Origin of the sequence: Cytobacillus dafuensis (assembly GCF_007995155.1) — a bacterium.
Taxonomy (GTDB): Bacteria; Bacillota; Bacilli; order Bacillales; family Cytobacillaceae; genus Cytobacillus; species Cytobacillus dafuensis.
This window is the reverse complement of sequence record NZ_CP042593.1, coordinates 2,300,863-2,315,554: the sequence shown is the minus strand read 5'-3', so window position 1 is coordinate 2,315,554 and position 14,692 is coordinate 2,300,863. Positions and strand designations below refer to the sequence as shown.

General features: G+C 37.9%; 12 protein-coding genes and 1 riboswitch. Of the genes, 8 read left to right on the top strand and 4 right to left on the bottom strand.

All coding sequences use genetic code 11. The features are described from left to right. Positions 1-13 precede the first annotated feature (13 nt). From allB to FSZ17_RS10945, 3 genes are all read right to left on the bottom strand, one after another. Complete coding sequence (allB, locus tag FSZ17_RS10955) at positions 14-1,480, bottom strand: allantoinase AllB (RefSeq protein WP_057770212.1); 1,467 nt, start codon at positions 1,478-1,480, stop codon at positions 14-16. A 56-nt stretch (positions 1,481-1,536) separates the two neighbouring features. Further along, positions 1,537-2,865, bottom strand: a complete 1,329-nt coding sequence (locus FSZ17_RS10950) for a nucleobase:cation symporter-2 family protein (protein WP_082625196.1) — start codon at positions 2,863-2,865, stop codon at positions 1,537-1,539. Positions 2,866-3,111: 246 nt separating this feature from the next. Next, on the bottom strand, positions 3,112-3,462 hold the full coding sequence (locus tag FSZ17_RS10945) for a Na-translocating system protein MpsC family protein (RefSeq protein WP_057770209.1): 351 nt from the start codon (positions 3,460-3,462) through the stop codon (positions 3,112-3,114). 135 nt (positions 3,463-3,597) lie between these two features. Then, positions 3,598-3,696, top strand: a riboswitch (purine riboswitch). Positions 3,697-4,014: 318 nt separating this feature from the next. On the opposite strand from FSZ17_RS10945, the gene FSZ17_RS10940 reads away from it, so the two are divergent. The 8 genes from FSZ17_RS10940 to ade all read left to right on the top strand — a co-directional run bounded on the left by FSZ17_RS10940 (position 4,015) and on the right by ade (position 12,673). Beyond that, positions 4,015-4,506, top strand: coding sequence for a (2Fe-2S)-binding protein (locus tag FSZ17_RS10940; protein WP_057770206.1), 492 nt, complete (start codon positions 4,015-4,017; stop codon positions 4,504-4,506). Continuing rightward, positions 4,506-5,111 (top strand): nucleotidyltransferase family protein, encoded by a 606-nt coding sequence (locus tag FSZ17_RS10935; protein WP_057770203.1) that lies wholly within the window; start codon positions 4,506-4,508, stop codon positions 5,109-5,111. The genes FSZ17_RS10940 and FSZ17_RS10935 overlap by 1 nt, the downstream gene beginning before the upstream one ends. A 42-nt stretch (positions 5,112-5,153) precedes the next feature. After that, positions 5,154-6,029: an FAD binding domain-containing protein gene (locus tag FSZ17_RS10930; protein WP_057770200.1), complete on the top strand. Its 876-nt coding sequence runs from the start codon at positions 5,154-5,156 to the stop codon at positions 6,027-6,029. Continuing rightward, complete coding sequence (locus FSZ17_RS10925; protein ID WP_057770197.1) at positions 6,026-8,347, top strand: xanthine dehydrogenase family protein molybdopterin-binding subunit; 2,322 nt, start codon at positions 6,026-6,028, stop codon at positions 8,345-8,347. The genes FSZ17_RS10930 and FSZ17_RS10925 overlap by 4 nt, the downstream gene beginning before the upstream one ends. Positions 8,348-8,352: 5 nt before the next feature. Next, positions 8,353-9,168, top strand: coding sequence for an XdhC family protein (locus FSZ17_RS10920; RefSeq protein ID WP_228460316.1), 816 nt, complete (start codon positions 8,353-8,355; stop codon positions 9,166-9,168). Next, positions 9,165-9,479: an XdhC family protein gene (locus tag FSZ17_RS10915; RefSeq protein ID WP_057770195.1), complete on the top strand. Its 315-nt coding sequence runs from the start codon at positions 9,165-9,167 to the stop codon at positions 9,477-9,479. Before FSZ17_RS10920 ends, FSZ17_RS10915 begins: the two co-directional genes overlap by 4 nt. A 62-nt stretch (positions 9,480-9,541) precedes the next feature. Continuing rightward, the gene (locus tag FSZ17_RS10910; RefSeq protein WP_057770192.1) at positions 9,542-10,909 is read left to right on the top strand and encodes an NCS2 family permease; all 1,368 of its coding nucleotides are present in this window, start codon (positions 9,542-9,544) and stop codon (positions 10,907-10,909) included. 24 nt (positions 10,910-10,933) lie between these two features. After that, the gene (gene ade, locus FSZ17_RS10905) at positions 10,934-12,673 is read left to right on the top strand and encodes an adenine deaminase (RefSeq protein ID WP_057770189.1); all 1,740 of its coding nucleotides are present in this window, start codon (positions 10,934-10,936) and stop codon (positions 12,671-12,673) included. 118 nt (positions 12,674-12,791) lie between these two features. Here the strand turns inward: ade and FSZ17_RS10900 are convergent, their stop codons facing one another. Then, positions 12,792-14,513 carry a glycosyl hydrolase family 18 protein gene (locus FSZ17_RS10900; RefSeq protein ID WP_057770187.1) on the bottom strand — a complete coding sequence of 574 codons (1,722 nt, stop codon included), beginning with the start codon at positions 14,511-14,513 and terminating at the stop codon, positions 12,792-12,794. Positions 14,514-14,692 lie beyond the last annotated feature (179 nt).

Below are 14,692 nucleotides of genomic sequence, written 5' to 3'. Positions count from 1 at the left end.
TCTATTCATAAACCTATAAATTTTGTGTTACCGCTTCTTTCGTTTCGATTTTGACAGTTTCATATTTTTCATATTTTAGTGTTCGCTCTAGGCGTTGAATGCTTTGACGACGTACATACTCTCCATATCCTGCTTCCCCTACAATACCGCCGCCATCCTCATCATAGATCATGTTTCCACGGATAATGGTTTGAACTGGTTTTCCTTTTAATTTCAATCCATGTAAAGGATTATATTTTGCCATTGATTCTGTTTTTTGCTCATCTATTACATATTCCTTTTCTAGATCAATGACTGTGAAATCAGCATCGGCACCAATTTCCATTGAGCCTTTTTTCGGATAAATGCCATAATGAATAGCTGCGTTTCGGCTCGTTACCTCGACGAAACGAGAGAGTGATAATCGCCCTTTATTAAGACCTTCACTTACAAGAATCGGAACCATTGTTTCAACACCCGGAATACCAGGGAAAGTATTCCAAATGTTAGAGCCAGAGTATTCTTTTTCAGTTGCAATTTCATATGGAGCATGGTCTGTACCGACAAAATCAATTGTTCCATCAGCAAGCGCTTGCCAATGAGACTCGTTATCTTCTTTGCCGCGTAATGGCGGAGCAATTTTTGCAAATGATCCCCGTTCTGACATAGAGTCTTGTGCATTTAAAACAAGGTAGTGAGGACATGTTTCAGCTGTAACCTTCACACCTCGTTTTTTAGCGGCCTTAACGAGCTCTACCCCTTCTTTTGTACTCATATGGACAACATGTACACGTGCATCCGTTGCCTCGGCGAAGCTAAGGATTAATTCAATTGCCACTTTCTCAGCTAGACTTGAGCGTGCTTCTGCCCATGCAGGACCATCTAGCCGTCCTTCCTTCTCTAATTTTTTGGAATTAAACGTACAAATATCATAGTTTTCTGCATGTACACCTATAGGCAGTCCTGTTTTAGCAACATTTTTAAAGATTTCTAGCATTTCGGCATCCGAAACTCTTGGGAAAGTAGGTACAGAAGGTGTCATATAAACCTTAAATGCAACTACCCCTTCTTCAATTTGAGGGTAAATATTATCAATCCAGCCTTCACGTGCATCTTCCCCTGTCATTCCACCCCAGAAACAATAATCAACATAAGCTTGTTCACGAATTGGACCAATTTTCTTGTGAAAACTATCACCATCTCGAACTGAAGGCTTACTGCAGCATGGCATATCAATAATTGTCGTTAACCCACCAGCGGCTGCGGAACGACTTCCTGTTGCAAAGGTTTCCCGATGCGTAAAACCTGGATCCATGAAATGAGTATGAGGATCAATACACCCAGGAACAACGAGCTTTCCACCTACATCAATCACCTGTGCAGCGTTTAAAATGCTAATATCGTTGCAGTAACCTGCGATTTTTCCGTCTTTTACCAGTATATTCGTTAATACTTGACGATCTCCTTGAGGAATATTTGCGTTTTTAAGAATTAAATCCATAGTTCTTCTCCCTTTATTATTTATTTCTGCTTCTATTCATTTAACAGAGCAGATTATTAAATGACATCCACCGAATGATCACTTTTCAGCTGATTGACTTGCTCACTTTCAGATATATTTAAATCTTTATAGTTAAAGACCAAATTTAATAAAATTGCTGTCAAACTTCCTAATACAATTCCGTTTTCTACTAATAAGCGGATACTAGTCGGGAGGGATCCAAATATTGCAGGAACAACTGCTGATCCAAGTCCAATTCCGATTGAGCAGGCTATGATTAATAGGTTTTCATTTTTACTAAAATCCACCGCTGAAAGCATTCTTACACCGGAGGAAATAACCATTCCAAACATCGGAATCATCGCTCCCCCTAAAACGGCCATTGGAATAATCGTTGTTAGAGCAGCGATCTTAGGCAAAAGACCTAAAATCATTAAAATGACCCCTGCAGAAATGACAACATTTCTCGTTTTTACTTTTGTCAAAACTACTAAACCCACATTTTGCGAGAAAGAGGTGTATGGGAATGCATTAAAAATTCCACCTACTATAACTGCAAGTCCTTCAGCACGTAATCCTTTTTTAATATCACTAGATTCTAGCTTTCGATCACAAACATCACCTAATGCTAAAAAAACACCAGTCGACTCTATCATGCTCACAATGGCTACAAGGGTCATGGTAAGGATGGCAGAGAAGCTAAAGGTTGGAAATCCAAAATAAAAAGGCTGAACGATATGAAACCATGAGGCATTGGATACATCATCAAAACTAACCATCCCCATAAAATATGCCACAACCGTGCCTGCGATTAAGGAAAGTAAGACAGATATGGCTTTCATATACCCCTTAAAGAAACGGTTTATTATTATAATAAGGGCAAGAGTTAATATGGCTAAAAGTAGATTTTGCGTACTTCCAAAGTCTGGAGATCCCAGACCTCCTGCTGCATTATTCATTGCAACCGGAATTAAGGAAACTCCGATGATGGATACAACTGAACCAGTTACCACAGGTGGAAAGAATCGCATGATTTTACTCATAAACTGGGATAGGATCATAACAATTATTCCTGATACAATAATGGCCCCGTATATAGATGTGATTCCTTCTAATTTCCCAATTGCAATCATTGGTCCTACTGCCGTAAAGGTACACCCTAATATGACAGGCAATTTTATTCCAAAATGCTTTCCGCCAATAACCTGCAATAATGTGGCTATCCCACAGGTGAATAAATCGATTGAAATTAAATAGGCTAGTTGCTGAGCGTTTAAACCAATTGCAGGCCCGACGATTAATGGAACAATTACAGCACCCGCATACATTGCCAAAACATGCTGAAATCCTAAAGTTCCAACTTTTACAGGATTTAGCTTTTCCAAGTTCAGCCCCCCATTTTAAAAAAGTAATCTCCTAAACAGATAAGAATAAATCTTTTATCACCTCCGATTTTCAAAAGGGAAAAAATATATAAAAAACCGCAGTAATAGAAGACATCCAATAATAAGATGACCTATTACTGCGGTTTCATAAAACTTTCGATAAACAAAAGCTAAAGGAACCGCTTTCAAGATTGGTTTAAGATAGATACGCACTGCGCAGCTTTCCCAAACAAAATTGAATGCATATTATTCTTCAAAGTAAATGATTGTACAAGCTTCTTCACTTAGGGGATCATAATCCTTTAAAATTGTTTTTACTTTCAGATGAAGAGTTTCTTCAATCTGCACTTTGAATAACGATTTAAATTCAACAATTAATGCTGAATCAACCGAAATGGTAAGGAGCTGAAAATTCTTGCTTAGCATTTTTAATGCCTGTACACGCTTATGCTGTGCAAAAATAATGACTCTATCATCAAAGGTTTCAATTCTCTGTTTTTTAACACCGACCCCGTATATCTCCTGATTGACTCGATTATACAGATGAGCAAGATCTTTTTTAAAAGTATGGTGGAATTTTATTGAAATAGTAGACATATTTGCCTCCTGTTAGTCACTATATTAAACAAAACCATTTTTAATGTCAATTATATTTTCTGAAAATTTGAACTTGACAAAATATTGGTGCGAGCTTTACACTACAAATCAATTCAAGCTATTAATCAAGTTGAATTTATATCAAATATTTCTTTTCGTATAACCTCAATAATTGGTTTGAGGGTATCTACTAGGGACCGTAAATTCCTGACTACGAAAGGGTTTTCTTGTGATAAAGTGAAACTTCCATCAGTGGGGGATTTTCGACGAACAGGACGTGCTAGTGCCGACGTTGCCACAGGACGTGGCGTTCTTAGTCGGCTTTCATCCCCCACTATATCACTAGAGCCCTTTTGTATGGGAATTTTTATTTTTTCCTCAACGAATCTGTAAATTTGTTAAACGATTCCACCCTCATAATACTTCACAATAATGTTTACAAATGAAAAACATCGACCCTTTACTTTACCATTACTATTCCAGACTAATAATAAATTAGTAAATTTTGTATGAATGATTTATTAATAACATTTCAATTCAAGGAGGTAAACAATGCGAACATTTCATTTAAAAGTGAATGGTTCAAGTAGTACAGTCCTATGCCATCCTACTAAAACTTTACTAGATGTATTAAGGGAAGACCTTCAGTTAACTGCCAGTAAAGAGTGCTGTGGAAAAGGTGAATGTGGATCATGCTCTGTTCTGCTAAACGGTGAGGCAGCATGTTCTTGTTTATTACTTATTAGTCAGGTTAATAATCAGGAAATTATTACATGTGAAGGAGTTGGATTGACTTCAAACATGGATATTATTCAAGAATCCTTTGTAGCTGAAGGTGCTACTCAATGCGGTTATTGTACACCTGGAATTATAGTATCCGCGAAAGCATTCCTTAATGGGATTGATTATGTTCCCGCTGAAGATGAAATAAAAACTGCTCTTGGAGGCAATCTATGCCGCTGTACAGGTTATACAAAAATAATAAAAGCAATTAGAACTGCCGCTGAAAAAGAATTAGGCATAAAAGGGATATTAACAAATTAATGATTGGGACTGCCATTCTTCTTGCAGCTGGACAGTCTAAACGCATGCAGCCGCTAACTCATAAAGGTCTCCTGTCTTGGGAGGGAAAGACCTTATTTGAGCATCAACTGCAAATGCTGCTGCAATCTTCACTTTCGGACATTATTGTTATTCTAGGGCATGAGGCGGAACTCTTTTTACATATAGCAAATAAATATCCAGTGAAAACAATATATAATGAGAATTTCAAAAAAGGAAAATGTTCTTCTATAATTTGTGGACTCCAAGCAGCTAACAAAGATTCTAAGATGATTCTAGTTTCTTCAGTAGATCAGCCAGTCGATTATAAAATCATTAATCAACTTGTTCTTTCGATGAAAGATACAGACCAGCCTATTTCTATTCCTATTAATAAAGGAAAGAGAGGGCATCCGATTCTTTTTTCCAGAAAAATTATTAGTGATCTTCTCTTAATAAATGAAAAAACACAAGGTCTAAGAAATATTATTCGAAAATATGAAAATCAAATTATTGAGGTTCCTATTGATAGTATCTTAATTGGACTAAATATAAACACGCCCGAAGATTATCAAAATGCTATGAAGATAAATCTGTGCGGTAATTAACGATACTAGATAGACTTAATTTTTTGGATAGGAGGATTGTTCATGCTTGTCTCTGAAATTGAGGTTGTCACCCCTGCCACATTAGAAGAATGTCTTTCAATAATAGCCAATGAGGAGAAGGTTTTGAAGTTAATAGCAGGCGGTACTGATGCCGTAGTTCGAATGAAAGAAGGAAAATGGAGACCCAGTACATGGGTAAATATAAAAGGATTAAGAGAATTACGTTACATTATCGAAAAAGACGGTGCAATCCATATTGGTCCCTTAACAACACATACCGATATCATCAGCTCCTCCCTCCTGCAAAAAAAAGCAAATGTTCTTGTTGAAGCATCACGAGAAGTTGGAGCCATTCAGATGCAAAATGTAGGTACGATTGGCGGCAATATTGGAACAGCTTCCCCAGCTGGAGATACACTTCCAGCATTGTATGTACTTAACACCCTTTTAGAACTTAGTACAAATAAATCAAAACGCATTGTTCCTATTGAGGAATTTTTCACAGGACCAGGAAGAACTATTTTGAAAAAAAATGAAATGATTACGAATATTATTGTTCAACCTCAGGGCGAAAATGAAATTGGGATCTTTCAAAAGCTTGGTCCACGTAAGGCACAATCCATTTCAATTGTGAATGTAGCCATTTCATTATTGATGGCGAAGGACCGTCAAGTATTAAGTGGAAAAATTGCATTTGGCTCCGTTGCACCAACGATTATCCGGGCAAAAAAATGTGAATCCATCCTCACTCTTCATCCCCTTACAGATGAAATGATTCAGAACATCGCAAAGGTGGCTTGGAAAGAAGTGATGCCAATTACTGACGTTAGAGCTACAGCAGAGTACAGACGTGATATGGCGAGTTCACTCTTAGAGCGAGGCCTCTACCGACTAATGAGGAGATGGGAAAGCAAATGAAACAGTTAAATACAACGAAAAATGAACAATCCTTAAATTGGGTTGGAAAGCGAGTTAAAAGAATTGACGGTCCAGAAAAAGTGACTGGTGAATTAAAATATATGACTGATCTCCATTTTGACAATATGGTCTGGGGAAAGGTATTGCGAGCTAAATATCCTCACGCAAAAATTAAATCCATTCATACATTAAATGCAGAAAAACTTCCAGGTGTAGTCTGTGTTCTTACTCATAAGGATATACCAGGTTTTAATGGATTTGGGATTGTAATTCCTGACCAGCCTATATTATGTTCGAATATTGTTCGTTGCACTGGTGATGCTATTTGCTTAGTTGCTGCTGAATCGGAAGAAATAGCTGAACGGGCTCTTGAATTAATTGATGTTGAATATGAGTTGCTAGAAGTTGTGACGGATGCCGAAAAAGCGATGACAGCTTCAGCACCCCAGCTCCATCCAGATGGAAATATTCATAGCCATGTCAAAATAAAGAATGGAAATACAGAAGAAGCTTTTATAGAAGCGGATATTATTGTTGAAAATACATTTTATTCACCACGTCAAATGCACGCTTTTATTGAAACAGAAGGCGGCTGGGGCGTCATGGATGCTGACGGATTCATCACCATCCACTGTCCAGGGCAATATGCACATCGTGATCGTATGCAAATCGCTCGTGCTCTTGCCTATAATCCTGAACGAATTCGAGTGATATCCAGTCCAATTGGTGGTGCATTTGGCGGCAAGGATGAAATTACAGTGCAAATATATCTTGCCCTTCTCGCCATGCATACAAATGGACGGCCGGTTAAAATCCATTTAAGCCGTGAAGAATCCGTGATTGCAGGAATAAAAAGACATCCTTTCAAGGTTCATATGAAAACGGCAGCAAAAAAAGACGGAACATTAATTGCAAATGAAGTGCGAGCCGTTGCAGATACTGGTGCATATGCATCCCTTGGAGGTGCAGTTATTGCTCTTGCAATTGAGCATAGCTGTGGACCATATAAAATTCCCAACGTAAACCTTGAAGGCTTTTGTGTTTATACAAATAATGGCATCTCAGGTGCATTTAGAGGTTTTGGTGTAAACCAAGTTTGTATGGGAATCGAAACTCATTTGGACATGATTGCCGAACAGCTAAATATGGATAAAGTTGAAATCCGAAAGAAAAACGTATACCACCAAGGCGAGATTTCTAGCTTAGGACATATTGTCAAGTCAAGCGTTGGTACATATAAAACGCTAGAGCTTGCCGAAAATTGCGATCTTTGGAAAAATCGAAGCCAATATAAATCAGAAGTAAGCGAGCCTTGGAAAAAAAGAGGAGTAGCTTTAGCAACTTCCTTTCACGGAATTGGAATGGGAATCGGATTACCAGACTATGGAGCTGCTTCAATTGAAATTCTTCCAGATGGAAAATTCCTAGTTGCTGTTGGTTGTGAAGAAATTGGTGGAGGAAATAGCACCGCCTATGCACAGGTTGCTGCCGAAATCTTAAATTGCGATATAAACAACATAAAAGTTGTACAGGGAGATACATCCCGCACTTTAGACGGCGGTACGGTTACAGCATCACGTTCAACCTATACAGGAGGAAGAGCTGTAGCAACTGCAGCCCCCAATATGGTAAAGCTTCTTACAAATACTGCTGCTGAATTATTAAATGTCCCTCCATCTAAAATAGAAGTTCTGCCAAATTGCTTAAATGCAAATGGAAAAGCAGTAAACTACCAAACCATACATCAATACCTGTTTGAGCATCATCGAAGCACGAGAGTCGAGGGTCACTTTATCCTTCCAAAAGAAAGAGTAGAAATCGAAGGATCTGGAGGAGCCCCCCACCACCTTTATGGCTATTTAACCCATGTTGTCATGGTTGAAATAGATACACTTACTGGAGAAACAGATGTACTTCGAGTCGTTTCCATTCCTGATGCAGGTAAGGTCATAAATCCTCAAGGACTAGAAGGCCAAGCCGAAGGTGGAGCAGTAATGGGAATTGGGTACACCCTTTATGAGGATGTTGTCATCGAAAACGGTTACCATAAAACACGAAATTTTACCGACTATATTATTCCAACCATACGGGAAACGCCATTAATTGAAACCTTCCCAGTTGAGGATACACCCGAGGATTCTGGTCCTTTTGGAGCAAAAGGAATTGGTGAAGTGGTCATGATTCCAATTATTGCAGCCATCGTGTCGGCTATATACGATGCAACTGGAGTAAGAATCTACCATTTGCCAGCTACACCAGAAAGAATCTTTAACGCATTAAAAGAATTAAAAAAACAAAATGTCCACACTTCTAGGTGAATGAAATGATAAAGCAAAGCTTATTTAATAAAATAACTCAATCACTTGAGAAGCGTGAGGAAATTATTTTAATTACTTTTACAGAACATTCAGAGCAAAGTTTAATTGGCGAAAAGGCTCTCGTATGGCCAAATGGGGATTTCTATACCGAAGCTCCTCTCTCCCCTACCATTCAGAGCAAAATCTTCCAAAGCTGCGAAAGACTCATAACAAGAAAACGATCCGGCACCTTTTCATTTCAATGGAATGAAACCAATATCGAATGTTTCGCTGAATATTTCCCCGTCCCACTTCATTTAATTGTTGCAGGAGCTGGTCATGTATGTGAACCAGTTGCACATGTGGGAAAAATGCTTGGATTCTTCGTCACGGTTATTGATGATCGCCCCGATTATGCCAATAGAGACCGTTTTCCGGATGTTGACGAGGTTATCTGTGAATCTTACATGCAATATTTTAAAGACCTCAATTTAAGCGATCAAACCTATGTCCTCCTTCTCACACGCGGACATAAATATGATGTTTTAAGTTTACAAGAGTTGCTTAAGCGTGAGGAAAAAGCTGCATACATTGGAATGATTGGGAGTAGAAGGCGTATTTCCGGAGTGTTCGAAGAGCTGAAAAAAGATTTTCCTATGGAAAGCTTTGATCACCTCTATACACCGGTTGGCCTTGACATTGGAGCGGAAACACCCTCAGAAATCGCAGTAAGTATTATGGCAGAAATTCTAAAAATCAAAAATCAAAAATCAGGCCAGTCTTTAAGCACTCGAATTAGAGATTTTGCGAAAATGGGATTTCATGAGGGGGCTACAACTTGAAGCAGCTTCAGTTTTTGTATAGAACGATGGAAATCCAGAAAGGAGGTGAGGTTGCAGCACTGGCAACGATTATTCGTACAAAAGGCTCTACTCCAAGAAAAACAGGCAGCAAAATGATCGTCTTTTCAAATGGAACAATAGAAGGAACGATTGGAGGTGGCTGTGGAGAAGCTGAAGTCATTCGTAAAGCTCTTGAGGTGATTCAAACGAAGAGACCTGCGAAACACATCGTGGATCTTACGAATGGTCTCTTTTATGAGGATGGTGGGATTTGCGGAGGTATAATGGATATTTTTATTGAACCGCTATAAGTTTCACTTTATTTATCATTGTTGATCAGTTTGGCCAATAATAAGTTAAGGAGTGATCTTTCATGTCCATGATTGAAAAGGGTTTAGGATCCAACCTCCCACCTTCTTCGAAAAATTCACTTTTAGAAAGAATGTTTAAACTAACTGAGCGCAACACAAATGTTCGTACAGAAATACTTGCAGGTGTCACTTCATTCTTAACTATGAGCTATATTATTTTTGTCAATCCCGCAATATTGGCTGATGCTGGCATACCAAAAGAAGCTGCGCTGGCTGCTACAATTTATGCGAGTGTATTCTGTACCATCCTTATGGCACTTTGGGCTAATTATCCAGTAGCAGTAGCTCCAGGCATGGGATTAAATGCCTTTTTTGCCTACACAGTTGTACTCGGCCACGGGCTTACATGGCAAACTGCTCTAGGAGCCGTTTTTATTTCAGGGATTGTATTTTTAATATTAACCATTACTGGAATACGCCAAAAAATTGTTGATGGAGTTCCAAGTGTCTTGAAATCGGCTATTGGAGTTGGTATCGGATTATTTATTGCCTTTATCGGCTTTTCAAATGCTAAGTTGATTGTAGCAAATGAAGCTACCTTTGTAGCATTAGGCGATGTAACAAGCCTCGGGCCACTTCTAGCGCTTCTGGGCTTAATCGTAGCAGCTTTTTTAATGGCTAAAAAGATTAAAGGTGCTCTTCTAATCAGCATTCTTGCCACAAGCATCATTGCAATGATTACTGGTTTCATTGCATTCCCGAAATCGGTTAGTGATATTGTTTCCTTCAACCTGCCTAGTTTAGCAGATACCTTCTTAGCGATGGATATTAAAGGTGCAATTGCCTATGGAATTATCTCAGTTATTTTCTCCTTCACCATCGTTGAATTATTCGATAATTTAGCCACACTTATTGGGTTAACAAAGAAGGCAGGATTAGTAGATCAAAATGGTAAAATTCAAAATTTGGATCGTGCCCTCCAAGCAGATGCAATCGGAACCATGGCCAGTGCAACACTCGGAAGTACAGCATTAAATGCCTATGTAGAAAATGCAACAGGTATTCAAGAAGGCGGAAGAACCGGCTTAACGGCACTTACAGTGGGCGTGTTGTTCCTTTTGGCACTCGTTTTCGCGCCGTTAATTGTCTTCGTCCCTTCCGTCGCGACCGCACCAATTTTAATTCTTGTTGGGGCCTTAATGATTAGCGAAGTTAAAAATATAAGTTTTGATGATTTTACAGATGTCATTCCGGTTTTCTTAACGATCATCTTAATGCCGCTAACGTATAGTATTGCAACAGGCTTGGCTTTCGGATTTATTTCATATACACTTCTCAAGCTTCTCACTGGAAAAACAAAAGAAATCCATTGGATTATGTATATTGTAAGTATCGCTTTCATCATTAACTTTATTATGGGCGGTCATTAAACCGATTTGAAAGAGGGATCATGATTGATGCTTTCTAAAGAAATGCTAAAAAAAAGAATAGATGTAGCAGCGAAAAGAATCCCAGCAGATCTTGTAGTAAAAAACGGAAAAATTATTAATGTTTTTACAAGAGAAATATTAACTGACAGTATTGCCATTGTAGATGGATATTTTGCTGGGATAGGAGATTTTGAAGGATATGAAACGATTGATGCAGCAGGTAAATATATCGTGCCAGGCTTTATCGATGGGCATGTTCATATTGAATCTGCAATGGTCACACCTTCTGAATTTTCAAATGTAGTTCTTCCTCACGGTGTAACAACGATCATTGCAGATCCACATGAAATCGCTAATGTTTCTGGTTCTGATGGAATCGAATATATGCTCAATGCATCTGAAGGAATTCCTCTAGATGTCCTATTTATGCTGCCATCCTGTGTCCCTGCGACACATTTTGAAAACTCGGGCGCAACACTTGATCACACAGATTTGTCACCATTTTATTCCCATCCAAGAGTGATTGGCCTTGGTGAAGTCATGGATTACCCCTCTATTTTATATAAAGATGAAAAAATGCTGAGTAAGTTATTAGATGCTGAATTAAAAGGAAAATGTATAGACGGGCATGCTTCTGGAATAGACGCAGACGGCATTAATGTTTACATGGCCGCTGGAATCCGAACAGACCATGAGTGTGTATCTTCCCAAGAAGCATTAGATCGACTTCGTAGAGGGATGTACGTAATGCTAAGGGAAGGATCCGCTGCAAAGGATTTAGTATCTTTATTGAAAGCTGTCAATGAAAACAATGCACGCCGCTGCTTATTTGTTACTGATGATAAGCATTTAGATGAACTCGTTAATGAAGGAAGCATTAATTATAATGTAAAGGCAGCTATTAAAGAAGGTTTGGACCCGCTGCTAGCTATTCAAATGGCTACCCTAAATGCAGCTGAATGTTTCGGTTTAAAAACAAAAGGTGCTATTGCCCCTGGATACGAAGCAGATTTTCTTCTATTAAACGAGCTTGATTCAATTGATATTGAACAGGTTTTTAAAAGTGGAAAGCTTGTCGCTAAAAATGGAACTGTGATCAATACATCCCAATCAAAAATCACGCCCTTTCCATCTATTATTGATAGCGTGAATATTAGCCCTATATCTAAAAATGATTTAAATATTAAAGTTAGTGAAGGAAAAAAAGCAAATATTATTAAAATCATCCCTAATATGATTATCACGAAGCATCTAATTGAAGAAGTAAAAAATGTAAACGGTTTTTTTCAACCTAATACAATTGACGATCATCTAAAAATAGCTGTTCTTGAACGCCATCATAATACAGGCAATATAGGGCTGGGGATAATAAAAGGTTTGGAAATGAAAAGTGGTGCCATCGCATCAACTGTTTCACATGATTCACATAATATTGTTGCTGCGGGTACAAATGATGATGATCTTATTACAGCAATCTCTTTAACAGCTGAGATGAAAGGTGGTCTTGTGATCGTTGAAGACGGACAATTGCTCGCCTCCCTCCCTCTTCCGATTTCAGGCTTAATGTCAAATATGGATTCGCAATACATCTATGAAAGAATAGAGGAACTAAATCAATCCTTAATAAAAATTGGCTGTACAATGGAATTCAATCCTTTTGTAACACTTTCATTCTTAGCCCTACCGGTAATTCCAGAGATAAAACTTACAGATATTGGGTTGTTTAATGTGAAGTTGTTTAAACATATTGAAGTTGAAGTTTAAAGGAATTTTAATATTTTGAAATTCGAAAGGTCGGTTACTTGCACGAATAGGTAACCGCCTTTTATTTTTAAAAAAATGGCTAAGAAAGGTTTTCCTAGCCATTTATGTTTATACTCACTTATTTTTTTGTTATTTGTTCATTCTGGAGCGATAATGCAGCCCATGCAGATTCATCCGCAAAATACCTGGACCAGCTAGCTACGCCAGCCAATTCATATTTCTGTGCTAACTCTGAACGTTTTCTTAAAGATAGCTCATCCTCAAGCCAGATTTTATAAGTTGCTTGCTTTTCTTCTGAATAAAGCTCAGCATAATTTTGTCCGCTTGCCTCATCATAAACAGGAGTTAACTCATTATCCTTCAGCCATTGCTTTACCTTTCCCATCGAAAGCGCCTTAGAGGAAACTTCACCAGTATTCTTTTCCTCCCACAACCTAGCATATAATGGAACACCTAAAATTAATCGGTCATTAGGAACAACTTCAAGCAGTCTTTTCAAGTTGTCTTCTACCCAAGGTAAGCTAGCTACACTACCTGCTTTCGGAGACGTGCCCCAATGCTCGTCATATGCCATAACAACCATATAGTCAACAAGGCTTGCAAGCTTATCCCGTTCATAAAAAGCAGACCAATTTCCACTGCTAGAAATAAAGGTAGTATCCATTGAAACTATGAGACCTGCTTCATGAAAGTATGGTACCGCTTCCCGTACAAATTGTGTAATCAGTGGACCATCTTCCGTATTTACATTTTCAATATCAAGATTAATTCCATTTAAATGGTACATTTGACTAAAATGAAGGAGCTGGCGAATCATATTTTGTCTAGTCTCAAAATTTTTAAATGCTTCATGGGTTAAAGCAGGATCAAAAGCATTGGAAAATAGCCCCCACACTTGGTAGCCTTGCTTTTGTGCCCAATTTACATAATCAAGAGAGCCTATATTTTTTATTGCTCCATTTGTATCACCTAGTTCAAACCATGTAGGGGAAACAACATTGACACCTGGCATCAGTGGTATTTTAGCAGTGTCAGGGTTTTTGGTGTACACAGCTTCCCATGTAAGCTGGATAGGATCTTCAATTTTTGGCAAGACAACCTCTTCTTTTTCTTGATGGACGGCTATTTTTTCAATGTCTCCTTCTGTGACGAGGTCTTTTTTCAAATATCCCGCCACACCATTTTCTTTTCTAATAAAATAGTAATCTTCCTTCTCGGCTTCGATATAAAGTTTTTCACCATTTTTAACTTGAGCAGTATATGGGGTTTGTAAGCTTGGATCCTTTCTTAATCGGAGTTTCTCTTCATTAACATCCTTTTCAGTAATTTTTGCATGGTGCATTTCCTGACCATCTTTTTTGATCCAAATGGCATTTGTTTCAGGTAAAATCGAATATTCTATTGGGTAATATGCGAGTAATGGCTCAATAGCCAAATACATTTCATTATTCTCCATTTTAAAAGCTGAAAAATGCAATTGGACCGGCTCTTCATTCACATAATATGTGAGTGATTCCGATGGCATTTGAACTACTTTATTTTTTGTAGTAATAATAATGGATTCCGATTTCTCATCAAACATAATTGAATCATCTAGAAATTCCTTAATAAAGGAAATTGGCATATAAACACTATTTCCTTCAATAATAGCATTTCCTACCTGCTTCCCTTCGAATAAAATTGGATTTTCACCTTTGAAGTAAGATTCTTTTACAGATGATGCAAATGGATATAACAATAGTAAAATACTAGAAATTATTAAGAAAAAAGCAAACAATATACCCGCTATTATCCATTTCTTTGCTAGCGGCTTTTGTTTGTGATATTCAACACGTGCCATTCACTTTCCTCCTTGAAACTATCGTAACGAAAAAATCAGTTAATGGGAAGGAGTTTTCACGGATTTGATCTTCCTAAATTCACCATCTCCTTTTAACAAACGAAATTAAATGAAGAAAAGTTTCAATACAAATGATTTTTATTAAAAAATACATATATTTATTTTTTTAAAGATGTATT